Genomic DNA, 23,734 nt, shown 5'->3' on the forward strand with positions numbered 1-23,734 from the left:
TGAGTTGGTTTTTTTTAGTTATTAAGATTCATAACGTAAAAACCCCCAACGCGAGGTTAGGGGTTCGTTCTAAAGCCTAAAGCAACTATCCAATAGTATAAGTATAGCTAGTTACATTGCCATTTGGTGAAGTGGCAGTAATCTTAACCTCATCCGTTGCCTGACAGTTTTTCAGCTTAAAGGTTGTAAAAGTACCCAAGTTATCACCCGGCATACCAGTTGCTAAGTTAGCAGGTACTTTAGTAACACCTGATAGGGTAGCCTCACAAGTATTGTTTTTGCTTTCTACACTAATGTCGCCTACAGGTGGATTTACAAACCTTGAAGAAACACCTTGACCTCTACTGTTTGTGGTTATCGTATACTCTATTTCTCCAACTTTTACGATTACCGTTGATCTCGGGTTAGCATCTGCTACTTCAATCACATATCCATTTTCTACCGCAACAATTTTAGCTGTTGGATCTGCTGAAGTTTGATCAATGCCTGCACCAGTTATCGTTGTACCAGAAGGCATAGGATTTAAGTCGTAAAAACCACCGCTATTCACTCTGAATGATATTAATGTGTCACTACTAAAAATAGCTTGAGGTGTTCGAACTGTAAAATTACCACCTTGATCTAAACTTCCCACAGTGAAACGCGTATCGTTACCGTTAGACAGCAAAGTAACAGCTTGATAACGTACTACCGTATCTAAATCAGTGTTACAGCTATTCACTTTGTTAGGTGAAACAAACTCATTGATATACCTAGATTCGTACTGACGCTTTTTCAAATCAGACAATGATGGAAATTTTAAATTGATGTACTTATCAATATTATTTTCACATGCATTGCTTGCCCCAGTTGTCAGTGGATAAGTAAACTCACCAACCTGAAAATCTCCGCTTTCATTATCGTCACGGAATGTATCACCGATATTATGAACTAATATATCAACACCTTCATCCCAAGCATTGTTTTCGTTCATATCGATATAGTCTTTTTCACCTTCAGCAACTGCTAATATACTTACTCGCCCATCACCTGGACGCGGGTTTTGCGTTGTAAAGGTGACATCACAGTTGCCATCAACTGTGGCACAGCTAGATGTAATCTTGCCACCTTCTGCAGTGAAATTAATGACTGTACCATCTGGCACAGCATTACCGTTACGATCTACCATTCTTGCATTAATTTGAGCACTATCACCATCATAAGACCAGTCTAAAACGTTCTTTTCCCATGAGAGACTGAGGCCTGTCTGAGTAACTCGTGAGCTTGCAATAGAGATGCCTTTTGATAAAGCATTGATCCGAGGATCGCTAGCCAATATGGCTTCAATCTCCACTGGACCAGGCGTCGTGCCAGGATAAATATGAACCGATACCTTACCATTACTATCTGTTCTAGCAGGAATATCAGATGTATTATCCAATGTTCCAAATGATAGACCTAAAGGTGATTTTTTTAGTGAAAGAATAACGTCAGTGTTAGCTACAGGAATATTATTTGAGTACACTGTAAACTCTACTTCGCCTGTTCTTGAAGAACCACTATTTTGGATACCAAGTGTCAAATCATTAGATGTATAAACAATGGAGTTTGCTTGAGGTGCTTCAATCATAATATTAGTAGATCGAGTTGAGTTACCTGTACTTGCAGATATGCTAGCTGGACCGCTACATAGTGTAGAGTCTGAATTAATAGCTTTAAAAACTGCTTCAACCATTCCTTCACTATCAGATGTAACTTGTTCTGGTATTTGACCACAGCTGCTATTAAGGTTTACTAAGACACCACTCAAAACACTCCCCGCCTGATCAGTTACTTTCAAGCTAATAGGCGTTTGACCTCCTGAAGCCAAACTATTGGATCCAACTGTTATTGCTGATAAAGAGACGTTCGTCGCTTGAACTGAAAACGTGGTATTGGCTGTGGCAGATTGCTGCTCATAAGTCGCATTTGCTGATATAGTATATGCGCCCGAAACTTCTGCACTACTAGGTTTCAAGAATATTTGCGCTATGCCTTCTGCATCTGTAAGAACTGAGCCTGATGTCGTTTGAGAAAGCTCTATACCCTCTGCATCAATATCAAAAGCAACTTTTGCATTTATAATAGGGTTTTGAGTATCATCAATTACCTTTATCTTATAGTATGCGCCTTCTAAACTAACTGAATTTATGACATTGCCATCAGCGTTAAAGAGTGCACCTTCAACAATATTGATGTCTCCAATAGCTTGTTCCCCACCGTCAGTACCACTACCCGTCCCAGGTTGCGTCACACCTAAATCAGGTTCTGGTGCAACCGTATCAGTACCACCGCCGCCACAGCCTGCTAGAGTTAAAGCCAATGTTAGCGCTGTAAATTGAAATAGTTTAGAGCTAAGTGGTAATGAGCTATATGACATGTTTTGAACTCCGCATCGGCAGTAATTTTTTCGAGCAAATAAGTAAAATAACATTACACAGAATCATGATAGATTGGCAATGATACATAGATTTACATTAAAGCCAGTTGTATTAACAGATTGTATTAATTTTATAACAGCAACTTTACTGACTTTTGTTATAACTTACAACTAAAAATTAACCTTTACCGTTAAATAATCAATCACATAGTTCGCTCAATTCAGGTATAATAGCTCGCGTTGAAGCAGACAATTATCATAAAAATATTTGAGTATTCATTACTTTTATGGTATAAATGTCGGCTTTAAAATTTTCTGAATTGGTTAGCCTGTTATTTGCCTTTAGATGACAGTCATATCAGCTCAACCTTCATATAGTTTTGTTTGGTGCAAAGCTGCCGCTTGCTGTGTCCATGCCGCAAATACGTGCAACTTGCCCAGACTGGTATGAGAAAAACTCATACCTCATAGATTAGGAGTTCGCCATGTCTAGAGTTTGCCAAGTGACTGGAAAGCGCCCTATGGTGGGTAATAATGTTTCGCACGCAAACAACAAAACCCGTCGTCGCTTTCTACCAAACCTTCATAACCATCGTTTTTGGGTAGAGTCTGAAAATCGTTTTGTACGTCTACGTGTGTCTACCAAAGGTATGCGCACCATTGACAAACTTGGTATCGATAAAGTGTTAGCAGATATGCGCGCACAAGGTCAAAAAGTATAAGTGACGACTGGTAGCTTAAGGACATCGATTATCTTTGTTACTTAAGCTGCTATTCTGCTATATTTATTGTAGCCACTTAATTCTTTAGATCCGTACCTATCGTTTGAAGACCCCTCATTTACAGGAAAGCTATCATGAGAGATAAAATTAAGTTAGTATCAACCGCTGGTACTGGGTATTACTACACCACTACCAAAAACAAGCGCACTATGCCTGGCAAAATGGAAATCAAAAAGTTTGATCCAAAAGTACGCCAGCATGTGATCTTTAAAGAAGCTAAAATCAAATAATTGCTATTATTTGAACAAAAAAAGGGTATATCAATTGATATACCCTTTTTTATTGCTGGCGTTTTGACTATTTGTGCTTAACTTGCCTTACTAACTTACTCGCTATTATTAATAGCTATACAGAAACAGCTATGCAGATTAGATTAACTATAGTGTGTTGGCTCTTTATCATAGACGTGCGCATGCCATTGGCTCATCTGCTTTTGCATAATGACCTGAATCGCTGCATGAATCATGTGCTGACCTATCGCTTGCGTATCACTACCAAGCAACTCTTTGAGTTTTTCAGAAAAATCAATGGTCATCAGCGGCGCTTCATCTTGTTCAGCGTCACGCAATAACAATCGACCATCATCCGCCTCTACTAGCTCGAGTGTGGTCTCTTTGGCAAATCCTGCAAATTGATCGGTACTTTCGTTGTCTACTTCTATTTCATTATCAATGTCGTATGGCATTCACGTTATCCTTATTATCCCGTTTATCGCTGCAAAGAAACCCTAATAATTCATTTAATAAAGCTAGCATTTGACAGTAACGCGGGTAAAACTATCTTACTCATACAATGGACGCTTTGAGCTTAGAATTCAAGGGCTGTCACGCAAGTCTTACATATCAATGCAACTTTCGCCTGCTGACGCTGCAAACCAGTTAACGCCAATAGCGTAGTTTTGCGATGGTGAATAAGAAGGCCACAAACATGCCGAGGTAATACATGAGCTTTAACTCGAGCGTCGGATCTCGATATTTAAACGGCAAGGCAACGGTGGCAGTAGCAGTCGGAAATATCAACAGCATAAGCAGCCAGTTTTCGATGACATTTAGCCAACCTTGTAAATCTGTACCATGACGCAGTGATGCCAGCCCTAACAGCAGACATGCGATAATTAAGCTGGTAAATAAACCATTTGGTAAGTCTTTTGGATAAATAATATTAGCAATCTTGGTCGGTATGATTCGCATGTAAAATTCCAGTCATGCTTATAGAGCATGACTTAATGATGAAAAAGTGTGTAAAAACTGCTTATAAAAAATATTGCCACGTTATATTCATAAGGTTATACCTATTCAACAACCTCATCTTAGCGACTAAAAAATTAACTATAAGTGCCCATCAACCATAGTATCGATATACAAGAGGTTAAATAGCCCAAGCTAATTGCATTCCAGCCTTCTATATGTGTGCCTTTGATCTTGTTAAATATGCGTGACCCTATCCAGAACAACAGCGGAATGCCCAGCATAAATGCAGGCACGATGACCGCAGCGTGGCGTAATACTTCGCCAGTATCATCACCTACCATGAGACGAAAGCCGTAACCTGCCAAGCTTAAGACAAGCGCAAACATAGCCAAGCCAATGGTAATACCTTTGGGTACTAAGCTGCGTTGCTGCGCTGTGCTTGCCACTGTTTCATGTGACGCTGACGAGTTGATTGAATTTTTTGTGTCCATATTTCACCTACCTTTACGGAACTTGCTGTTAGGCATCATTATAAATTATACAGCACATGTTAATACTTTTTTGCCCCAGTGGTATTGGGTCAATTTCGCTATCACGTCATACGGCAGTTATTAGCAGTTATTAATAATCATTAGACGTCATTAGCTATTATTGGCCAAGGCAAGCTCTACACGCATGGCATCGATAGCAGCCTTATAGTCTTCTTGGTTAAATATCGCAGAACCTGCAACGAACATATCAGCGCCTGCCTCAGCTATCGCACGAATATTACTGGCTTTGACACCACCATCAACTTCTAATCTGATATCTCGGCCACTGGTAATAATACGCTGACGAACTTGGCGCACTTTGTCCAGAGTTCCCTCAATAAACGACTGGCCACCATAGCCAGGATTGACACTCATCAGTAGAATCTGATCCACTTTATCCATGACATAGTCTAAATAATGTAATGGCGTCGCTGGGTTCAATACTAAGCCACATTCAGCACCGCCATCTTTGATGATCTGCAACGAACGATCAATGTGTCCACTGGCTTCTGGATGAAACGTAATAATGCTCGCACCCGCTTCCAAAAACTGCTCAATCATACTATCAACAGGTGACACCATGAGATGTACATCGATAGGTGCATCAATGCCATAGTCACGCAGCGCCTTACAAATCATACTACCAAACGTCAAATTGGGTACGTAATGATTGTCCATCACATCAAAATGAATCACATCGGCACCCGACTCTAATACCTTTTCAACTTCTTCGCCTAAACGTGCAAAATCAGCTGAGAGTATCGACGGTGCAATAAGATATGGTTTAGAAGGACTGATCATAATTGAGCTACCTAATTTTGTTGGAATAAAAGAATACTAAGAACTGACTTAAAAAACTTAAGCCTTTAAAGCAATAATCTTAAGGAATCAAACCACTAGCGCTGTTTATATTGGGTTTTACAATAAGCACGACCAACGCCAAAATCTCGTTTCGCCTGATGTTTGGTAGCACGGTTGCTCACGCGCTGACGCCATAATCGAAAAGACGACGGCTTTAGCTCTTGGCGCATGAGCTTAATCACGCCAGCTTCATTAAGACCGTAGCTATGCGCGATCGCGCCAAATGGTGTTCTGTCTTCCCATGCCATCTCTATCACTCGCGAGACTTGGGTCTCATCAAGCACTCTATCACCAGCGTCATTGATATTTTTTGCGATGAACTCATCTGAGTTAGCTTTAGAGACTTGATCACTATTGCTATGCTGCTTATTTTTTAGAGCGGCATCCATTTCGGCTTGCATAGTCGCAAGTGCTGATTGCGCATTTTTAGACTCTGAATGGGTGTCACTTATTGAATGGGTATCACGTATTGAGTTCGCATCGGAATTAGATGCTGTTAAATCTTGATAACTTGCCATAATTTTACCTTTTAAACATTAGCGCGTGTTGAGCGGCTTAGTGAAAAGAGTTCGATATCGACGCTTAGCTAAGTTGTGCCATGCGCCAATGATGTTCGATATGGTCGTTGATAACGCTCTGAATAAAATAATAACTATGGTCATGACCTGCCTGATAACGCAATGTTAAAGGCTGCTTGGCTTTTGTACAAGCGTCTTGAAGTTTGCCTGTTTGCAACTGACCTTCTGCTAAAAAATTATCCGCAGCGCCTTGGTCAATCAAGATGCTGGCATACTGCTGACCGACCTTTTCGATCATCTTCGATGCATCTGCTTGCGACCATAGTGATTGGTCATCGCCGAAATACTCAGTATAGGCGGCTTGCCCCCATGCCGACTCACTGGCAGCACAGACGGGCGATAAGGCGGAGACACTGACAAACTTACTTGGGAATTTAAAACCTAACAGTAACGCCCCGTGACCGCCCATGGAGTGTCCAGTGATACCCATGCTATGGATGGGAAATTCTGAGCGCAGCAAATCGTATAGCTCATCGACGATGTAGCTTTGCATATTAAAATGCTCTGCCCACGGCTGCTGTGTCGCATCCACATAGTAGCTTGCGCCCTGACCGACAAAATAGCGCTCATCGTTCGGCACTTCACTGCCTTCACTAGTTCTAGGAGAGGTATCTGGAGCGATAAATATCATACCAAGCTCGCTACATTTTTGTTGAAAATGCGCTTTATGGGTGACGTTATCAGCATTACAGGTCAGACCCGATAGATATAAAACTGCAGGACATAACCGCCCTGCGAGCGCTTCATCAGGCAGATAAATACTGAACGTCATCGGCGTTTTCGTCGCTGTCGATTGATGAATATAGTAATGCTGCTCGCCATCAAAGCAACGGCTCACACTTTTTTGCGTAAGCTGGCTGTTAGCAGACAAGCTTTTATTATAAGTATTGTTCATGAGTAACTTCCTCTTTATCCAAGGTAAAATAAACGATGACCTATAAAAAACGCTTTATAAGGCAAAAAGCACATTGATAACAAGTCAAATAGCGCTCAAATTCTAATCAATATCACTGGTAGCATCCACTGGCAAGTTAAAGGTACTGTTGGAGGCGGTGTTTGCAGTATTATTAGGTAAAATATTAACGGTGGTAGAACCCGCATTATTCGTAATGCTAGCGACTGGCGGACGGGTTTTATCAAACAATACTTGCTCAAACGCAGGTAGCGCCGTCTCCATTAGGCTACCAATCACCATCTGTGGCTCTGATGGCTCAAAACCCATCACACTCTCGCGCTCAGTCACTCGTAAGCGGGCGTCCTTAAATGCGGATTCAAAGCTGGTATTTTCGCGCAGGCTTTCAGCAAAGAACGCTTGCCCAAAATAAGTCATTTCTGCCGTGTTGGTGCAGCCAAACGAAGCTTTATCAGCCGCTGAGGCAGTAATCACCACTGTGGTCGGTGAGGCCAATTCATCGATAAACGAGCCTGAGTAACACGCTGACACGACGATGACACGCCAGCGAATACCTGAAGCATCCAAAGATTCACGCAACCAGGTAGCATCTAAATTATCTATCGCAAGTGGTGGATTCGCCAATTGCACGATATCTTCAGTGCCGTGTGAGGATAGCGTGAGAAACAGCACATCTTCATCGGCATTCATCTGCCGACCAATTCTTTTTAAGCCGCGCAAAATACTGGTCTTAGTCGCAATTGGTTCATCGAGCCAGCTGTACTGATTATTAATGAGTGAGAGCGAATGACCGCTGGTGCCAAAGCGCACATCGAACAGCTCATGTACTTTATTAATCTCGGAGCGAAAAACATTTTGATCAGAGAACCCAGCCACACCCATAAAGTACCAGTCAGTCTTGCCATCGATACTTGGATCAATGCCATCAAGCGCTTGTTGCAACAGACGTGGTTGCTCGTACAATGCGGCCTCTTCTAACACCGGTTCTACAGGAATTTGCTTAAATATAGGTTGATCAGCGACATTACGCTGCCAGATAGTCAATAGCGCCACTGCGCCTACCAGCACAATAATACGCTCCCACCATGGTGTGCGCATGCGACGAGAAAAAATCCATAATAAGGCAAGCGTCTGCCATAAGAACAGCACTAAAAACAGAATGGGTAAAAATGAATAACTCCAGTCCGGCAGCCAACCATAACTGCCAGAAAACTGCACCAGACTTTGTAACAATGCCGACAAGGTGTCAGCAACCAACCATAGCACCACAGGCACAAAAACCAGCGCTTGATTGCCCGCTCGCCGTGCCAAAATAATACCACTCAATAAAATAATCATCGGCCAGATGAGATAGCTGACCAATCCTTGCTCATTAAAAATACTGCCGCCTTCAGCAGCCAGCCATGAGAAAAGCACGTTGCTACCAAGTGCCAATAGCGCGAAGACCGCAAACTGAATAAAGGTGGGCTTAACCCAAGAAAACGCGCGCGTTGACCCCACTAGCATCCATAAAGTTGCGATAATATTGGCAGCGAAATTGAGTGAAAAGCGCTGAAGCGATACGGTTTTTAGCGACGTAAGTGACAAAGACTTAGACCTCTAGCCAGTCGAAAGAAATAAAGTGAATCAATGATAAGTATTTTGATGCAGCAGCCGTTCAATGTTATTTATTTACATTTTTTGCGCGGCTTACACACAGCGACGTTATGTTTGATTCACTATAGAATAAGCAAAAAAACGAATAGCATGAGTCAATAGTATGGCTCGCCAATCTAACGCGATTGTAACGGATTGTCGGTCAAGAGGATAAGGCTGATTTGTAAAAAATCGCTCAAATCTGACCGAAAATCAATTAAAAAAAGGAGGCCTTGAATACAAGACCTCCTTCTGTATCAACGACTCAACACTATCTCATCAATAACTCATTCACGCGTTTTAGGTAAGCTGCTGGATCATCTAATTGACCGCCATCCGCTAGCAATGCTTGATCAAAGATGACTTGCGCCAGCTTATCAAAATCGACGTCAGATTGCTCGCTACCCTCAAGCTTCTTAATCAATGGATGATCAGGGTTAACTTCAAGCGTTGGCTTACTCGCTGGCACATCTTGACCCATTTGCTGGAGCATCTGAATCATTTGCGGCGACAACTCACCTTCACCAACGACCAAACAGGCTGGGCTATCAACCAAGCGCGTAGACACTTTCACGTCTTTCGCACGCTCGCCTAACGCTGCTTTTAGCTTATCAACCACTGGCTTCATGGTTTCTTCGGCTTTTTCGGCTTCGGCTTTTTCGGCTTCGTCTTGCAAATCACCCAAATCAACCGCGCCTTTGGCGATATTTTGTAGCGGTGTCTCATCAAATGAGGTTAAGAAGTTCATCGCCCATTCATCGACACGGCTGGTCATCAAGATAACTTCGATGCCTTTCTTCTTGAACAACTCAAGCTGTGGACTGTTCTTTGCCGCTGCCAAATTATCAGCCGTTATGTAATAGATGGCCTTTTGACCGTCTTTCATACGCGCTTTATAGTCTTCAAAGCTGGTCGTCACACTGTCTTGCGTGCTGGTCGCATAACGTAGCAATTTGGCAATACGTTCTTGATTGCCCATATCCTCGCCCACACCTTCTTTGATGACATCACCAAACTCGGCGTAGAACTGCGCGAACTTCTCTTGCTTATCACTGTCTTCGCTATTGGCCAAACTTGCCAGCAAAGTCAAAATACGACGCGCATTACCATCACGGATAGACTTCACATCACGCGATTCTTGCAATAGCTCGCGACTGACGTTCAATGGCAAGTCGGCTGAATCGATAACCCCTTTGACAAAGCGTAGATACATCGGTAGCAACTGCTCAGCCTCGTCCATAATAAAGACGCGCTTGACGTAAAGCTTGAGACCATGCTGCTGCTCACGAGTATATAAATCTGCAGGCGCTTTTTTAGGAATGTATAGCAGCTGCGTATACTGAACACGGCCTTCGACACGGTTATGCGTCCACGTCAGCGGTGCATCCATGTCATAGGAGATGTTTTTATAAAAATCGACATATTCCTCGTCTTCAATCTCAGAGCTTGAGCGAGTCCACAGAGCACTGGCCTTGTTAATAGTTTCCCATTCGTCAGTCAGTACCATTTCGCCGCCAGCAGAGGCTTGTCCATCAGCGCTGTCAGTTTCGTCATCGGCTACGTCTTCTTGCCAAACTTCTTTGCGCATTTGAATCGGTAGGCTGATATGGTCAGAGTATTTATTCACCAAACGCTTAACTTTGGCGCGGTCTAGATAGCTGTCTTCGCCTTCAACGTACTCTTCTTTTAGATGCAACGTGATGGCAGTACCGCGCGCGTCTTTGGTAATAGGCTCAACGGTAAAGCTACCAGTGCCATCAGATACCCAACGTACACCTTTATCTGCAGGCTCGCCCGCTTTGCGTGATTCTACGCTAATCGTATCTGCCACGATAAAGCCTGAATAGAAACCAACACCGAACTGTCCGATTAATTGACCTTCTTGCTTTTGCGACTCAGACAATTTGTCTAAAAATGCTTTGGTGCCAGACTTAGCAATCGTACCTAAGTTTTCGATGGCATCCGCTTCATTCATACCAATACCATTATCGGTAAAGGTAATCGTTTTAGCATCTTCATCGATAGCAATACGAATTTTTAACTCACCATCGTTTTCATAAAGACTGTCATCATTAGTGCCTTCAAAACGCAGTTTATCGCAGGCATCAGAGGCATTAGATACTAATTCACGGACAAAGATATCGGCATTAGAATAGAGCGAATGCGTCACCAAATGTAGCAATTGCGCCACTTCTGCTTCAAACGTATGTTTTTTTAATTCTGGATTCAGACCTTTAGCTTGAGTTGCTTCACTCATAAAACACTCCTTTGAATTCTATTAAGTACTTATTATAAAATAACGATGAACCTGCCAAGACCGCTTTAATAGCATTATCAAAGCTAGCCTGTTGGATACCGTTAAGCTGTTTATACTAATAGGGGCATAGAAGAAAATTTCAAGCGCAAAAGGGTTATTCAATAAAAAACACCGTCTTAGTTTGCTAAGGCGGTGTTTTTTGTGAGCCATATACTCACATAATCATTTAAAAAGGCATATAGTCAAGTCTATATGAATCCGCTACATCGTCATCCTCGCTAAGCATACTAATGTATAACTTGCACTCGGTTTCCTTGTATCGAAATTATATTGAACTGACTATATTAAACTTTATTCTGAGTAAGCTTCTATCAATAAATCCCAAATAGTCGTTAGCTTATTTGAAAAGTGAATATATGTTTTCATAGTAACCTTCAGTGCAGTAATATTGTCTTGATAGACACCATTACAACCGATTACTATAATTCTGTAAAATATATTAAATATATATTTTCGTTTTGTTTTTTAAAACAATAAAATTACTCAACATTTAACGTGGCATCGGGCGAATCGTTAAAATCTGCTCGCTGCGACCAAACGGGCCATATATATCGTGCAACACTGCGCTGGTCACCCCAATCCCATCAGCGCCATACTGTTGTACCGCGTCAATGCCGAGCCAACGTCCTTGCGGCGCGCGATGCATATGAATCTGCAAATCAGTATTGGGAAACATCCACTCCAACGTTGATAGTCCGAGACCAAGCCGTGGCACGACGCCATTAGCAGTATCGACCATGCCCAATAAATGCACCAAATCATCCGTCGGTTCGCCCTCGACCATCTCAACATCATTGGTGATCCAAACCATACCACGCCCAGCGCGACGATCAGCATCAGTGACTAAGCGCACTGTTTTAATAAAACCACCTGGCCAACCTTTCATACCATCCCAGACTGCCAAGTCTTCAGGTTGGTACTGTGCTTTTTGATCCTCCAGCCCTGCAATCTCACTGGTATCTTGAGTCATCAGTCGCCATGCACGAGCAATAATAGCATCACGGCCACGACTGCTCAGCACCGACTCAACCAGCTCAATGGTCCTACCCGGACGAATACAACGGGTAGTCACAGTAAACTCATCGAGCGGTATGAGCCCCAAAATGTCGAGACTAATACGGGCAATTCTCATATTCTCTTGTGGAGCAAATCTACTAAGCTCAGCGGTCAGTAATCCTGTCGCTGGTGCCATATGCTGCTCGTGCTCATTCCAAGCGCCTTGGGCATTCTTGGTGGGCTGATAATGTGCGATCATCACACCATCGTCTTGCTGTTCACGTTTGATAAAGTTGTAATAAGCTGACATTAACCATCCTTAATGTTGTCTCAAATCTTGCTCATTCATCCAGTATTTTTTAACTGTTGTGAGAAGTGGTTATGGTTGTATAAAAAAGTTATGCGTTACCAGAGCCTGTTAATCACTTCCTAGTAATTTTCAGGCGTGGCTTACCTTTATTGTTTATTTAGTAAGCTCTTGCTTTTTCATATTGAGCAACGTGCGACTCTTAGCCATTATAAAGAGGAAAAAAGCCATGATGGCAATGAGGGCACCATATAAGACACTATAATCTTTCGTAAATTGTGCCGTATTAAGCATAAGCATCAATACCAAAATAACAATCACAAACATATTAATTTTCAATTGCTTATTAATGTCATCGACTGTGGCTTCGGCCAATACGAACTTTTTTTTGTGCTTTTTCATGTTACTTACCTACTTGCGTGACCGGAATACGTAAGGCTTTGGGCAGACTAAATATGACATTCTCTTCGATACCTGATAGCTCACTTGGCAAGTCACCGCCCCAATCTTGCAACTGCTGTAGCACCTCTTGAATCAATACTTCTGGCGCTGAAGCCCCTGCGGTGACACCCACATTCTCTACGCCATCAAACCAGCTACTGTCCATTTCGCTGGCGTTGTCTATCAAGTAAGCACGGCAATTCATCCGCTCTGCCAATTCACGCAAACGATTTGAGTTTGAGGAGTTTGGTGAGCCTACCACCAATACTATCTCGCAGCGACTGGCCAAATCTTTGACCGCATCTTGGCGGTTTTGGGTGGCGTAACAGATGTCATCTTTACGCGGTCCTTCGATACTAGGGAATTTGTCGCGCAGTGCATCGATGACGCGTGCCGTATCGTCCATCGACAAAGTCGTTTGGGTAACGAATGCCAAACGCTCACCATCCTGCACAGTCAGCTTTTCGACATCGGCTTCATTTTCGACCAAATGAATCTCTCCACCATGACGACGGTTAAATCGCCCCATTGTGCCCTCAACTTCAGGATGTCCAGCATGACCAATCAATACCGCATCCATACCATCTTGCGCAAATTTAGCGACTTCGATATGTACCTTAGTGACTAGCGGACAAGTGGCATCAAATACTGTTAGATCACGGCGCGTCGCCTCATCTTCGACCGCTTTTGAAACCCCATGCGCAGAGAAAATAACGATTGCGCCATCGGGTACTTCGTGAAGCTCTTCGACAAATACCGCACCGCGATTGGCCAAATCCGAGACCACAAATTTATTGTGTACCACCTCATGACGGACATAAATAGGGGGCTCAAAGCGGGTCAATGCTTCGTTGACTATCGCAATCGCGCGATCGACACCAGCGCAAAACCCACGTGGATTGGCAAGATAAATTTGCATAAGATGGCCTATCATTAGATAATTTGTATTTATCGCTTAACGTCAAAAGCTTAACGTCAAAAGTTGGGATGCATTCAATACGCTACTTTAGCATAATTTGCTTTTATTGCCTTTTAAAATACCACCGTCCCAGTCGCTATAGACGCAGTCGGTCTTTAAAAAAACAAAAGTGTCAAAAGCAGTTTATAATTAGGCAGTAGTTATGGTTCCTCTAACTTTACATGATGGCATTTTATATTTTTACCAGCCTTTGATGCTTTGGCGTTTCACTATCACATCTTTTCGTCTTTTATTAGCGCACACTTTATTAGGGCACACCCCATTAGGACACTTTGTATGACAGGTTCATTATTTATTATTACCGCTGCCTCTGGTACGGGCAAGACCTCACTGGTGAAGCAGCTACTTGCCACCACCAATGACTTGACCGTCAGTGTCTCCCATACGACTCGCGTCCCGCGTCCGGGTGAAATTGATGGTCATCATTATCATTTTACCGATGTCGATAAATTTGTGACTGCCATCGGCGACAATAAATTTTTGGAGCACGCTGAAGTGTTTGGTAATTATTATGGCACCTCAGAACAAAGCGTACGTGCGCAATTAGAGGCCGGTGTCGATGTGATTTTGGAGATTGATTGGCAGGGGGCGCTACAAGTCAAAAAAATATTTACTGACGCGACGATGGTTTTTATTCTACCACCAAGCATTGCCACGTTACGCCAGCGCTTGTCGACTCGCGCGCAAGACACGATAGAAGTCATAGAGCAGCGTTTAGCAGGCGCAGTGACTGAGATGGCGCAATATGTGAATTTTGACTTTGTCATCATTAATGACAATTTCGAAGTCGCCTTGACTGAGCTAAAAGCCATTATCGTCGCTGATAGACAGACGCTAAAACGCCAACAGCAGCGTTATCATCGTACGATTAGCAACTTGCTAAGCAATAAAGTACAAGAGTAGGGTTATTACTGCCTGTCAGTAGGGTTTAATTTGGCGAGCAGACATAAAAAGCAACCACCTACCTAGGCAAAAAATGCTACAATGTCTAGCTATTCCCCTTTATATTTTTGATATTATTTTTATTTGAGTGACGGACCATGTCTGTGACTAATAAAAACAACCGAGGTAGCTATTTATGGCACGAGTGACGATTGAAGATTGTTTGGATAATGTTGATAATCGCTTTGAGCTGGTTTTGGTCGCAAGCAAGCGCGCCCGTCAGCTGGCCAAAGGTATCGCTGAGCCGTTGGTTGAAGTCGATAACGACAAGCCTACGGTATTGGCTCTACGTGAAATTGCCGCGGGCAAAATCACTCGCGATATTCTAAATCAGCCAGAGCATAACTTTGCTACTAGCTCAATGGATTTAGCACTGTCAGGCGATCATAGCTTCTAGTAAAAGCTGTTTGACATGCAAATGCATATTGATGATAAAAACCACAGCTTATGCTGTGGTTTTTCGTTTACAACTGTATGCTTTTGGCTATTATGAAAGCCATTTACGCCCAAAATCATACCACTGGGTATAAATTTATAAGTTTTTTTCTGGCACCAGCGCTTAGCAGTTGACATTGAATACGATTTACGATTAATTAGAGAGTGGTCTCGCCTTTCTACTGCTCTCTATTATAATTATTGCTCTTTTTTACAATGATCGTTTTCTTTTATAATATGGTCGCTGCAATTTAAAAGCGTGACAGCATCAACCTTGTAAACGATACGCTGGTACAGCTTGCATACGGTTGCTTTTTTATCCATATATCCATACATCGATATTATATTGCTTTAACGATAGATTAGTATTCATTCAGTCACCATTTACCTTAACAGGGCTTAATCAATTATAGGTAATGGAAAATAGGATCGTCACTTTATGAGTCAAACCCTTCCCAAACTCAGTCATCATCTAGTCGATGATGCTCAATATAATTTGCTCCGTTCAGTTGGCTATCTGACTGCTGCCGAACGCCGTGATATTGTTGATGCCTGTGAGTTCGGTGATATTGCGCATATTAAAGACAAGCGTAAATCAGGGGAACCTTATATCACTCATCCGATTGCGGTCGCTGAAATATTGGCAGGTTTTCGTTTAGATCGAGATACGATTATTGCAGCGATTTTACATGATACCGTCGAAGATACCGACGTTAGCGATGAGCAAATCGAGCAACGTTATGGCAAAGTGGTTGCTAGACTGGTTGATGGCGTCACCAAATTAAAATCTTCGACCCACAATAAGCAACAAAATAAAGCGGCGACTTTTCATAAAATCCTGACGGCTACCCTTGCTGATCCACGGGTGTTAATCATTAAGCTTGCCGACCGCTTACACAATATGTCGACGCTGGATGCGGTACGTCCTGAAAAACAGCGCACGACGGCGCAAGAGACGTTAGATTTTTATGTGCCATTTGCTCGTCTGATGGGTCTCAATGACATCGCTGATTATATTGAAGTACTGTGTTACCGCAATCTTGATTCTGGTATGTATAACAAGATTTCAGATAAGCTGCTGCAACACGGATTGGGACGTAATTTTCAAAGAGAGGCTATTCATAGCTATCTGACTATTGTCTTAAACAATTTAGGGCTCAATGGCCTCGTCAAAGTATTAGACAATCGCGTGGTGATATATCGACAGTTTTTCCGCAATCGCGGTGAGATTAATGCGCTGCTTCGTCACTATGCTTTTGAGATTGTGCTCGACAATATTGAAGCTTGCGACAAACTGGCTTATTACCTTATCAAAAAATATCAAATCGATGATACCCATATCGCTGACAATATTCGTCGCCCACTACCGGGTGGCAATCAATCCCTGACCCTTATTTATGAGCGGGATAATGATTTTGTAAAAGTCACTATTTTGACCAAGCAAATGCAAAATGCGGCAAGGCTTGGCGTTATCGGGGCAGAACACGCCTCCGATGTCAGTCAATCAGTCATTCAGGCGTCACTACGCAATATGAAAGACTTGGTCGATGAAGACAGCTTAAATCAAAACAGTCCTGACTTTACTGCTGCTGTCTCGACGATTAGCGAGCTGATGGATTACCTGCATTCAAGCAAGATTATTTGTTATAGTCCCAAAGGTCGCGCTTATGAGCTATCACAAGGAGCCACAGCGCTTGATTTTGCTTATGCTGTTGGACCTATGGTTGGTAATGTGGCCGTCGGTGCCAATATCGATGGCAACAAAGCCAAGTTGGGCACGGTGGTCAAAAACGGGCAATTGGTCGAGATTGAAGTAAATAGCCACTCAGAGCCAAAGGCAGAATGGCTCGGGTTTGTCGTGACCAATAAAGCCCGTGAAGAGATTTTACGCTGGTTTAAGGATTTATCTGCTGCTGATAAACAGCATCATGGTCAACAAGCATTGGATCGCGCGCTAAAAACCTATCAAAAAAGCCTCGATGATTTAACGGACAGCGATTGGAAAAACTTGACAGAATGGCGTGGTCTGACAGAAAAAAATGCGCTATTTGAACAGATTAGCTCGGGCACGCTACTGCCACAACTGGTGGTCACTCGCTTATTTAGCGACGAAGTCAGTGACTTGCAGGCTAAAGAACAAAATGATGATGATGCCCAACCGCAACAATTGATTGTCAATGCCTCAGGGGTAGAGCTTGATTTTGCCAATTGCTGCCATCCGATCTATGGCGACCCTATCGTTGGTCATTTATCCCGTCACGGCTTGGTGGTACATCGCCATAAATGCTTCTCGCTCGATGATATTCGCAAAGACAACCCTTATCAAGTGATACAGCTGCGCTGGCGCAATGATAAGGCCATCAAACAAAATGAATCCGGCGAGCACGCTAGCAAAGTCCGTTTTTCGGCTTATCTGAAGCTGTCTCTTGCCCTCAGCGACGAACAAATTAGTGAGGTTATCTACCATCTGCGCCAGTTAAATATGGGGGTGGAAACGGTCGATGTGCGCCATACTGACACTATCATTCATATTGTGGTGCGTAGTCGCAATCACTTAGCACAAGGTATTCGCGAACTGCGCTCGCTGCTGGGCTTTCCCAATATCATGCGACTCTATCAGCTGTAGATAGAAGTGTTAAATACCCTTACTTTTAATCTCGAATTTTCAGAATAACCCAAAACAATGATAAACTTTGCTACTTCGTTTTTAGTCAGTAAATCCAATCAATCAAACGAAAAAAATACCTTAAGGATATAATATGACTCGTCAAACCATTCAAACTGATAAAGCCCCTGCCGCTGTTGGCACTTACTCACAAGCCGTCAAAGTCGGTAACACCGTTTATATCTCAGGACAGTTAGGTTTCGACCCTGAAACCATGGAGTTGAGAGAAGGTTTTAAAGCACAGGCTGAGCAAGTGTTCGAAAACATCAAAGCTATCTGTGAAGCAGCTGGCGGCAGTCTAAATGACGTGGTTAAATTCAATGTATCTTTGACAGACTTAAGTGATTTTGCCGTTTTAAATGAAGTGTTCGTGGCCAACCTATCCGAGCCATACCCTGCCCGCGCAGCCGTACAAGTCGCTGCTCTACCAAAAGGCGGTGTGGTCGAAATTGAGTCTATTCTATATATTGAATAATCTTGAGCCTCATCATACTCAATTCTTAAGTAATTGAGTCAAAATAACGGTTGTTAGCGTAAGCCCAAATATCACTATTTGGGCTTACTATTATTCTCATTATTTAAATACCCAAACAATAGAGATGTATTTTATGTTGGTACAAGTTGCTCTGCCCGTGCCCCTTTATCGGGTATTTGACTATAGCTTACCGGCAGATATGAATGCTTTGCCAGATAATAATTCACCATGGATACCGCCAATTGGTAGCCGCGTCGAGGTGTCCTTTGGTCGTCAAACCTTAATCGGTATCGTGGTCGCTCATATCGCTGAAACGGATAGCAGCGTACCGATGAAAAAACTCAAACCTATTAATAAGTGCTTAGATGTTGAGCCTATTTTGGATGCCAGCATGTTAAAGCTGGCGTATTGGCTGGCAAGCTATTACCACTATCCGCTTGGTGATGTGTTAGCTGTCATCTTGCCCAGTCTCGTTCGTCAAGGCAAGCCACTAGACTTGCTGATTACGCACTGGCGAATTTTGCCGCATATAGCTGATGGCGATTTTCGTGCCAATGCCAAAAAGCAGAAGCAACAATTTGATATGCTTAAGCTACACGGTGAGCGCGGTGCGAGTGAAGATGTACTGCTGTTAGAAGGCATGCAGCGCAGTTTTTTAAAAACGCTGGAAGATAAAGGCCTGATCGAGCGCTATATTGAGCCAAAACAAGCACCATCGAATGTTAAATTAGCAAAAATGCCACTCGATCTCAATGATGAGCAAGCGCTTGCTGTCGACGCTATCATTGCGGTGCACGAAGCTGAGCGCTACACGGGGATTTTACTGAACGGCATTACTGGTAGTGGCAAGACCGAAGTTTATCTGCAAGCGATGCAAGCCGTATTAGAAGCGGGCAAGCAGGTTTTGATTTTAGTACCGGAGATTGGTTTGACCCCGCAGACGCGCGCGCGCTTTGCCAGTCGTTTTGCCGCCCATATTGTCTTGCTACACTCCGGCATGACCAACACCCATCGTCTACAAGGCTGGCAAGATTGCCGCACGGGTCATGCTCAAATCATTATCGGGACGCGCTCAGCAGTGCTATATCCCTTTGCTGATTTAGGACTTATCGTCGTCGACGAAGCACATGATGGTTCTTATAAACAACAAGATACCCTACGTTATCATGCCGCTGACGTCGCGCTTTATCGCGGCCTGCAATGCAACATTCCCGTCGTACTTGGTACCGCGACCCCGTCTCTTGAGCATTTAAAACTGGTCGATGACGGCAAATTAGTAGAATGCCAACTGCAGACTCGCCCTGGCAATGCAAAGCCTGCAACCATGCAGCTGATTGATGCGCGCCTGCAAAGCACCCATCAACAGACTCAAGATGATGGCGCACGCTATGATACGGGGCTGACAGATGCATTAATTGGTGCGATACGGCAAACGCTCGAAGCGGGCGATCAAGTATTGATATTTTTAAACCGTCGTGGCTATGCACCAGTTTTGCTATGCGAGGCTTGTGGTTGGCAGGCAGATTGTCCGCGCTGTGACGCGCATTTAACCGTTCATTACAATAGTCAATCGCAATCTAATTCCTATTCAAGCAGCTCGTACTTAAAATGCCATCATTGCGATTGGCAAGCCTATATTCCCACCGTTTGCCCCGATTGTGGCAGTCAAAACCTAGATGCCAAAGGGATGGGTACCACAAGACTCAGCGAAAACCTGCACGCGATTTTTGCCAATCCGCAAACCAGTAAAGAGTTGTATCCCATTATCCAAATCGATCGTGATACGACCAGACGTAAAGACAGCTGGGAGAATATCTATCAGCGTATTAATGAAGGTAAGCCTGCTATCTTAGTAGGCACGCAAATGGTCGCCAAAGGCCATCATTTTCCCAATGTTACCTTGGTCTGTTTGCCCAATGCTGATCGTGGCTTTTTATCCGCCGACTTTCGCTCGCCAGAACATACTGCACAGCTGATGATTCAGGTGGCTGGTCGTGCTGGACGCGGTGATAAGTCTGGTCGTGTATTGATTCAAACCTTGCAGCCAGATAATGAGCTGTTATTAAAGCTGGTAAAAGATGGTTATCTGTCCTTTGCTCTCGAGCTATTGCAAGAGCGTAAAATGATGGGGTTACCGCCGCATAGCCATGCTGCCCTGATACGCTGCGAAGGCAAAACGCTTGCTGCCACTATGCAAGCATTGAAAGATGCGATTGCCAGTCTACCTAATGGCCATAATCTTGCTGTGCTTGGTCCTATCGACGCACCGATGAGCAAGAAGAACAGCCGCTACCATGCACAATTGCTACTGCTAGCCAAAGATCGACGACAGTTACATCAAGTATTAAATCAATGGTGGCAACCGGTACTCACCTTGCCAAGTGCCAAATATCTGAAGATAACCTTGGATGTCGATCCTGTGGGTTGGTGACGCCCAATTCCTAATCGTGATCCTTTAACTACAATCATCACACTATAGCTCGCCATTACTAAAGAACGCTATTCAAAATCGGTCATTCATCGTTTACCGCCTAGGGCGTGTCATCAATTAGATTGTGAGGCCTAAAATGAGAAAAATTGCAGATAAACAAGGAAGAAATAGCCGCTAATATGAACATATTGGCAAAATTTCTGACGATGTTTAGCAAAATTTAGCCATTTTAAGACCACTAAATATATAAATGTGCTAATTGATGATACGCCCTAGATACAGCAAGCATTTATTAAATGTGCTAAATTCTGTATATCTGTCTGGTTTATGCACAGCAAACCCAGCTTTATAAACCATCCATTTTACCTTCTATCATCCTGAGTGTTGTTATGAGTCAAAATAATTCAAACCCTGAGCGAAGTAACCATTCTCATCAGAGCGATACTGATATACCTGAACCTCTGCTTCAAGATAATGAGAGCAATTACACTCATGACAAGCAAGACACTCACGACCACGATGAACACTTAGAACAGACCACGGCACCGCGTGATACCAAAGGCTATCAGCGCACTCTACTGTTTAGCTTTATTATAATCACTGGCTACATGTTTATCGAAGCGATCGGTGGCTGGCTCACCGGTAGTTTGGCACTATTATCCGATGCCGGTCATATGCTCAGCGATGCCGTGGCCCTTGGCGCGACGTTAATGGCGTTCAAAATTGGTGAAAAAGCAGCGACCCATCAAAAGACCTTTGGTTATAAGCGCTTTGAGATTTTGGTGGCTGGGGTAAATGGTGCTACTTTGGTCATTATCGCGCTGATGATTTTTTACGAAGCGATTAAACGATTTAATTCACCGCCTGACATTGCTACCCAAGGGATGCTTATCATTGCGACCATTGGCATGCTGATTAATATTTTAGTCGCTTGGTTGATGCACCGAGGTAGCCACGCTGAAAATGAGCATAGCCACGGCGCCAGTACAGACAAAGCATCTGATAGCAAAGCACCAGTGAATCTGAATATGCAAAGTGCTTATTTGCATGTCTTGAGCGACTTGATGGGTTCTGTTGCGGCTATTATTGCCGCGTTACTAATGATAGGTTTTGGTTGGTTGTGGGCAGATGCGGCGGCGTCAGTCATCGTTGCCATCCTGATTTTAATCAGTGGTTACCGCGTCGTACGCGATTCAGTCCACATCTTGATGGAAGGCACGCCAGCAGGTATATCGCTAGTCAATGTGGAGCAAAAACTGATTGCCCATCCTCAAGTACACAAAGTACACGACCTGCACGTTTGGAGTATCACCAGCGGCTTAAATGCACTGTCTTGTCACGTTGTCGTCGATGGAGAAATGAGTATTCACGAATCGAGTCTGCTGATTGAGGATCTGGAAAAAAGCTTATTAACACTTGGCATTCATCATGCGACTATTCAGGTCGAAAGCTCATCGCATCTGCAAACAGCTACCCATAGCGATGCGTTAGTCTGTGACATCTCCGAGCGAGCCGTTGATAATGGGAGTCATATTGGTCACAATCATTGAGCAGCTATATTAGAGTCCGTCAATAACGCTACTCAGCAAAATATGTATGCTGTATTAAGATTAGGGTCTGTTGAACATTCAAATGTGGCACTGGCGGTGGCTATTTTTTAGACAATACGCAGTGAAATTTTTGACGCCTAGTCATTCTAGGTTAGACAATTTCGCCATGTATTGGCAAAAAATAGTCCCGCCCCGAAGGGCTGATGCTAAAATCGCACCAAACGTTGTTATAAACCTAGCTAAGGTCTCGACATTATCATCAGTTTACGCCTAGTTTGGTGCGATTTGAGCGATCAGCAGTCCTAATATTTGAATGTTCAACAGACCCTAAGCGATGCTAATTTAATACTAAGCCAACTCTTCATATGGCTGCTATATTGGCAACTCCCATTAAAATTTGCTCAATCACTTTAAAAAAATAAAGTGCCAGTAAGTTTATATGGTTATAATAACTATCAATTAATGATAAATGATCAATTCAAACCCTATTGAACATTGGCAAACATACTTATTAGTATCTTTTTAATTTATTCATTGATGATATACCACTATGTCTAGACGCTCAGCACCTTTTGTCGCCCCAGACTATATCGACGACCCTACCTCAAAAGATGGCAAAAAACACGCCAAGGTTTTGCTATCAACCCTGCAAGAAGACATCGCCAGCTTTCGTGATGCGCAATTTCCACCTGATATTTTGCGACAAGTTCGCGACATGCCTATCTATGAAGGCAATTTAGCCGAAGTCAAAGCCTATCAACAGCGTTGGCAAGCTCTGCTCGAACGCGCGATGGCCTTTTATCCTGCGGCCAATCTACCACCCGATTATCTGCCGCTACCAGCCAGCCTCGAAATACCGCAGTTTATTTATCATGTGCAACGACTGCATCTAACCAAAACTCACGCTAAAGAATCTAAAAGTTTTGGCTCAGTCGGTGCACTTACGGATAAATGCGGGGATTACAGCGCTGATGAGATTGCGCGTATGGCAGCCGTATTTGATAACGATGATGGGGCACGTTTGGTCGCTCATCGTGAATTTATTGATTTGCGTGCGTACGTCTTTTGTCGCGATAATAAAGGTGAGATGTTAGAGCCTGAGCGCGTGCGATTTTATCGTACTGGACTCATTGTCCACGCTTTGCCCAATTTTAAAATGATAGACAGTCGGCAGACACCGCGTAAGCGTCGTAATGATGCTTATAACAATCCGCTTGCCGATAATGGCGTGTGGAAGATTTATCGCAAAAAATAACGTATGCTCGCGTTATTTATTATTGTCCTTCTTGTTTTATATTGACTGTTTTAC

At 43.3% G+C, this 23,734-nt stretch carries 21 protein-coding genes; 9 read left to right on the top strand and 12 right to left on the bottom strand.

All coding sequences use genetic code 11. The features are described from left to right. Positions 1 to 85: 85 nt before the first annotated feature. Positions 86 to 2,398, bottom strand: coding sequence for an Ig-like domain-containing protein (locus ACMFL8_RS11625; RefSeq protein WP_413191070.1), 2,313 nt, complete (start codon positions 2,396 to 2,398; stop codon positions 86 to 88). Positions 2,399 to 2,883: 485 nt separating this feature from the next. Here ACMFL8_RS11625 and rpmB point away from each other — a divergent pair, with 485 nt between their 5' ends. Together rpmB and rpmG are read left to right on the top strand one after the other, a co-directional pair. After that, positions 2,884 to 3,120, top strand: a complete 237-nt coding sequence (gene rpmB / locus ACMFL8_RS11630; protein ID WP_010201401.1) for a 50S ribosomal protein L28 — start codon at positions 2,884 to 2,886, stop codon at positions 3,118 to 3,120. A 134-nt stretch (positions 3,121 to 3,254) separates the two neighbouring features. Further along, positions 3,255 to 3,410, top strand: a complete 156-nt coding sequence (rpmG, locus tag ACMFL8_RS11635) for a 50S ribosomal protein L33 (protein WP_010201403.1) — start codon at positions 3,255 to 3,257, stop codon at positions 3,408 to 3,410. A gap of 143 nt (positions 3,411 to 3,553) precedes the next feature. On the opposite strand, the gene ACMFL8_RS11640 is transcribed toward rpmG, so the two are convergent. From ACMFL8_RS11640 to ispH, 11 genes are all read right to left on the bottom strand, one after another. Next, positions 3,554 to 3,865 carry a hypothetical protein gene (locus ACMFL8_RS11640; RefSeq protein WP_010201404.1) on the bottom strand — a complete coding sequence of 104 codons (312 nt, stop codon included), beginning with the start codon at positions 3,863 to 3,865 and terminating at the stop codon, positions 3,554 to 3,556. A 193-nt stretch (positions 3,866 to 4,058) separates the two neighbouring features. Then, positions 4,059 to 4,370: a hypothetical protein gene (locus ACMFL8_RS11645; RefSeq protein ID WP_413191071.1), complete on the bottom strand. Its 312-nt coding sequence runs from the start codon at positions 4,368 to 4,370 to the stop codon at positions 4,059 to 4,061. Between the two features lie 134 nt (positions 4,371 to 4,504). Then, complete coding sequence (locus ACMFL8_RS11650) at positions 4,505 to 4,861, bottom strand: hypothetical protein (protein ID WP_413191072.1); 357 nt, start codon at positions 4,859 to 4,861, stop codon at positions 4,505 to 4,507. 150 nt (positions 4,862 to 5,011) lie between these two features. Continuing rightward, positions 5,012 to 5,701 (bottom strand): ribulose-phosphate 3-epimerase, encoded by a 690-nt coding sequence (gene rpe / locus ACMFL8_RS11655; protein WP_413191073.1) that lies wholly within the window; start codon positions 5,699 to 5,701, stop codon positions 5,012 to 5,014. Between the two features lie 95 nt (positions 5,702 to 5,796). Continuing rightward, complete coding sequence (locus tag ACMFL8_RS11660) at positions 5,797 to 6,279, bottom strand: TIGR03643 family protein (RefSeq protein WP_413191074.1); 483 nt, start codon at positions 6,277 to 6,279, stop codon at positions 5,797 to 5,799. Positions 6,280 to 6,343: 64 nt separating this feature from the next. Further along, positions 6,344 to 7,234 (bottom strand): S-formylglutathione hydrolase, encoded by an 891-nt coding sequence (gene fghA, locus ACMFL8_RS11665; protein ID WP_413191075.1) that lies wholly within the window; start codon positions 7,232 to 7,234, stop codon positions 6,344 to 6,346. Between the two features lie 102 nt (positions 7,235 to 7,336). Then, positions 7,337 to 8,839 (bottom strand): C13 family peptidase, encoded by a 1,503-nt coding sequence (locus ACMFL8_RS11670; protein WP_413191076.1) that lies wholly within the window; start codon positions 8,837 to 8,839, stop codon positions 7,337 to 7,339. A 319-nt stretch (positions 8,840 to 9,158) separates the two neighbouring features. Then, positions 9,159 to 11,144 carry a molecular chaperone HtpG gene (htpG, locus tag ACMFL8_RS11675; RefSeq protein ID WP_413191077.1) on the bottom strand — a complete coding sequence of 662 codons (1,986 nt, stop codon included), beginning with the start codon at positions 11,142 to 11,144 and terminating at the stop codon, positions 9,159 to 9,161. Positions 11,145 to 11,694: 550 nt separating this feature from the next. After that, complete coding sequence (locus tag ACMFL8_RS11680) at positions 11,695 to 12,510, bottom strand: thioesterase family protein (RefSeq protein WP_352309547.1); 816 nt, start codon at positions 12,508 to 12,510, stop codon at positions 11,695 to 11,697. 153 nt (positions 12,511 to 12,663) lie between these two features. Next, positions 12,664 to 12,909, bottom strand: a complete 246-nt coding sequence (locus tag ACMFL8_RS11685; RefSeq protein WP_413191078.1) for a hypothetical protein — start codon at positions 12,907 to 12,909, stop codon at positions 12,664 to 12,666. 1 nt (position 12,910) lies between these two features. Further along, the gene (ispH, locus tag ACMFL8_RS11690) at positions 12,911 to 13,867 is read right to left on the bottom strand and encodes a 4-hydroxy-3-methylbut-2-enyl diphosphate reductase (RefSeq protein ID WP_010201433.1); all 957 of its coding nucleotides are present in this window, start codon (positions 13,865 to 13,867) and stop codon (positions 12,911 to 12,913) included. A 336-nt stretch (positions 13,868 to 14,203) separates the two neighbouring features. On the opposite strand from ispH, the gene gmk reads away from it, so the two are divergent. The 7 genes from gmk (at position 14,204) to ACMFL8_RS11725 (ending at position 23,680) form a co-directional block, all read left to right on the top strand. Beyond that, positions 14,204 to 14,830, top strand: coding sequence for a guanylate kinase (gmk, locus tag ACMFL8_RS11695; RefSeq protein ID WP_189585402.1), 627 nt, complete (start codon positions 14,204 to 14,206; stop codon positions 14,828 to 14,830). A gap of 175 nt (positions 14,831 to 15,005) precedes the next feature. Continuing rightward, positions 15,006 to 15,266, top strand: coding sequence for a DNA-directed RNA polymerase subunit omega (rpoZ, locus tag ACMFL8_RS11700; RefSeq protein WP_010201435.1), 261 nt, complete (start codon positions 15,006 to 15,008; stop codon positions 15,264 to 15,266). Between the two features lie 477 nt (positions 15,267 to 15,743). Next, positions 15,744 to 17,930, top strand: coding sequence for a RelA/SpoT family protein (locus tag ACMFL8_RS11705; protein ID WP_010201436.1), 2,187 nt, complete (start codon positions 15,744 to 15,746; stop codon positions 17,928 to 17,930). A gap of 133 nt (positions 17,931 to 18,063) precedes the next feature. After that, positions 18,064 to 18,444, top strand: coding sequence for a RidA family protein (locus ACMFL8_RS11710; protein WP_010201437.1), 381 nt, complete (start codon positions 18,064 to 18,066; stop codon positions 18,442 to 18,444). 133 nt (positions 18,445 to 18,577) lie between these two features. Beyond that, positions 18,578 to 20,875 (top strand): primosomal protein N', encoded by a 2,298-nt coding sequence (locus ACMFL8_RS11715; protein ID WP_413191079.1) that lies wholly within the window; start codon positions 18,578 to 18,580, stop codon positions 20,873 to 20,875. Between the two features lie 389 nt (positions 20,876 to 21,264). After that, positions 21,265 to 22,425, top strand: a complete 1,161-nt coding sequence (locus ACMFL8_RS11720) for a cation diffusion facilitator family transporter (protein WP_413191080.1) — start codon at positions 21,265 to 21,267, stop codon at positions 22,423 to 22,425. A 550-nt stretch (positions 22,426 to 22,975) separates the two neighbouring features. Beyond that, complete coding sequence (locus ACMFL8_RS11725) at positions 22,976 to 23,680, top strand: hypothetical protein (protein ID WP_413191081.1); 705 nt, start codon at positions 22,976 to 22,978, stop codon at positions 23,678 to 23,680. Positions 23,681 to 23,734 lie beyond the last annotated feature (54 nt).

Origin of the sequence: Psychrobacter sp. AT9 (assembly GCF_047272965.1) — a bacterium.
GTDB lineage: Bacteria > Pseudomonadota > Gammaproteobacteria > Pseudomonadales > Moraxellaceae > Psychrobacter > Psychrobacter glaciei.

Bases quoted from the DNA above. Each gene is read 5' to 3' on its own strand.
- ACMFL8_RS11715 (WP_413191079.1), top strand. From the start codon at position 18,578: ATGTTGGTACAAGTTGCTCTGCCCGTGCCCCTTTATCGGGTATTTGAC.
- ACMFL8_RS11685 (WP_413191078.1), bottom strand. From the start codon at position 12,909: ATGAAAAAGCACAAAAAAAAGTTCGTATTGGCCGAAGCCACAGTCGAT.
- ACMFL8_RS11640 (WP_010201404.1), bottom strand. From the start codon at position 3,865: ATGCCATACGACATTGATAATGAAATAGAAGTAGACAACGAAAGTACC.
- rpmG (WP_010201403.1), top strand. From the start codon at position 3,255: ATGAGAGATAAAATTAAGTTAGTATCAACCGCTGGTACTGGGTATTAC.
- rpe (WP_413191073.1), bottom strand. From the start codon at position 5,701: ATGATCAGTCCTTCTAAACCATATCTTATTGCACCGTCGATACTCTCA.
- ispH (WP_010201433.1), bottom strand. From the start codon at position 13,867: ATGCAAATTTATCTTGCCAATCCACGTGGGTTTTGCGCTGGTGTCGAT.
- ACMFL8_RS11705 (WP_010201436.1), top strand. From the start codon at position 15,744: ATGAGTCAAACCCTTCCCAAACTCAGTCATCATCTAGTCGATGATGCT.
- gmk (WP_189585402.1), top strand. From the start codon at position 14,204: ATGACAGGTTCATTATTTATTATTACCGCTGCCTCTGGTACGGGCAAG.
- rpoZ (WP_010201435.1), top strand. From the start codon at position 15,006: ATGGCACGAGTGACGATTGAAGATTGTTTGGATAATGTTGATAATCGC.
- ACMFL8_RS11710 (WP_010201437.1), top strand. From the start codon at position 18,064: ATGACTCGTCAAACCATTCAAACTGATAAAGCCCCTGCCGCTGTTGGC.
- ACMFL8_RS11625 (WP_413191070.1), bottom strand. From the start codon at position 2,398: ATGTCATATAGCTCATTACCACTTAGCTCTAAACTATTTCAATTTACA.
- ACMFL8_RS11725 (WP_413191081.1), top strand. From the start codon at position 22,976: ATGTCTAGACGCTCAGCACCTTTTGTCGCCCCAGACTATATCGACGAC.
- ACMFL8_RS11660 (WP_413191074.1), bottom strand. From the start codon at position 6,279: ATGGCAAGTTATCAAGATTTAACAGCATCTAATTCCGATGCGAACTCA.
- ACMFL8_RS11680 (WP_352309547.1), bottom strand. From the start codon at position 12,510: ATGTCAGCTTATTACAACTTTATCAAACGTGAACAGCAAGACGATGGT.
- rpmB (WP_010201401.1), top strand. From the start codon at position 2,884: ATGTCTAGAGTTTGCCAAGTGACTGGAAAGCGCCCTATGGTGGGTAAT.
- ACMFL8_RS11645 (WP_413191071.1), bottom strand. From the start codon at position 4,370: ATGCGAATCATACCGACCAAGATTGCTAATATTATTTATCCAAAAGAC.
- ACMFL8_RS11720 (WP_413191080.1), top strand. From the start codon at position 21,265: ATGAGTCAAAATAATTCAAACCCTGAGCGAAGTAACCATTCTCATCAG.
- htpG (WP_413191077.1), bottom strand. From the start codon at position 11,144: ATGAGTGAAGCAACTCAAGCTAAAGGTCTGAATCCAGAATTAAAAAAA.
- fghA (WP_413191075.1), bottom strand. From the start codon at position 7,234: ATGAACAATACTTATAATAAAAGCTTGTCTGCTAACAGCCAGCTTACG.
- ACMFL8_RS11650 (WP_413191072.1), bottom strand. From the start codon at position 4,861: ATGGACACAAAAAATTCAATCAACTCGTCAGCGTCACATGAAACAGTG.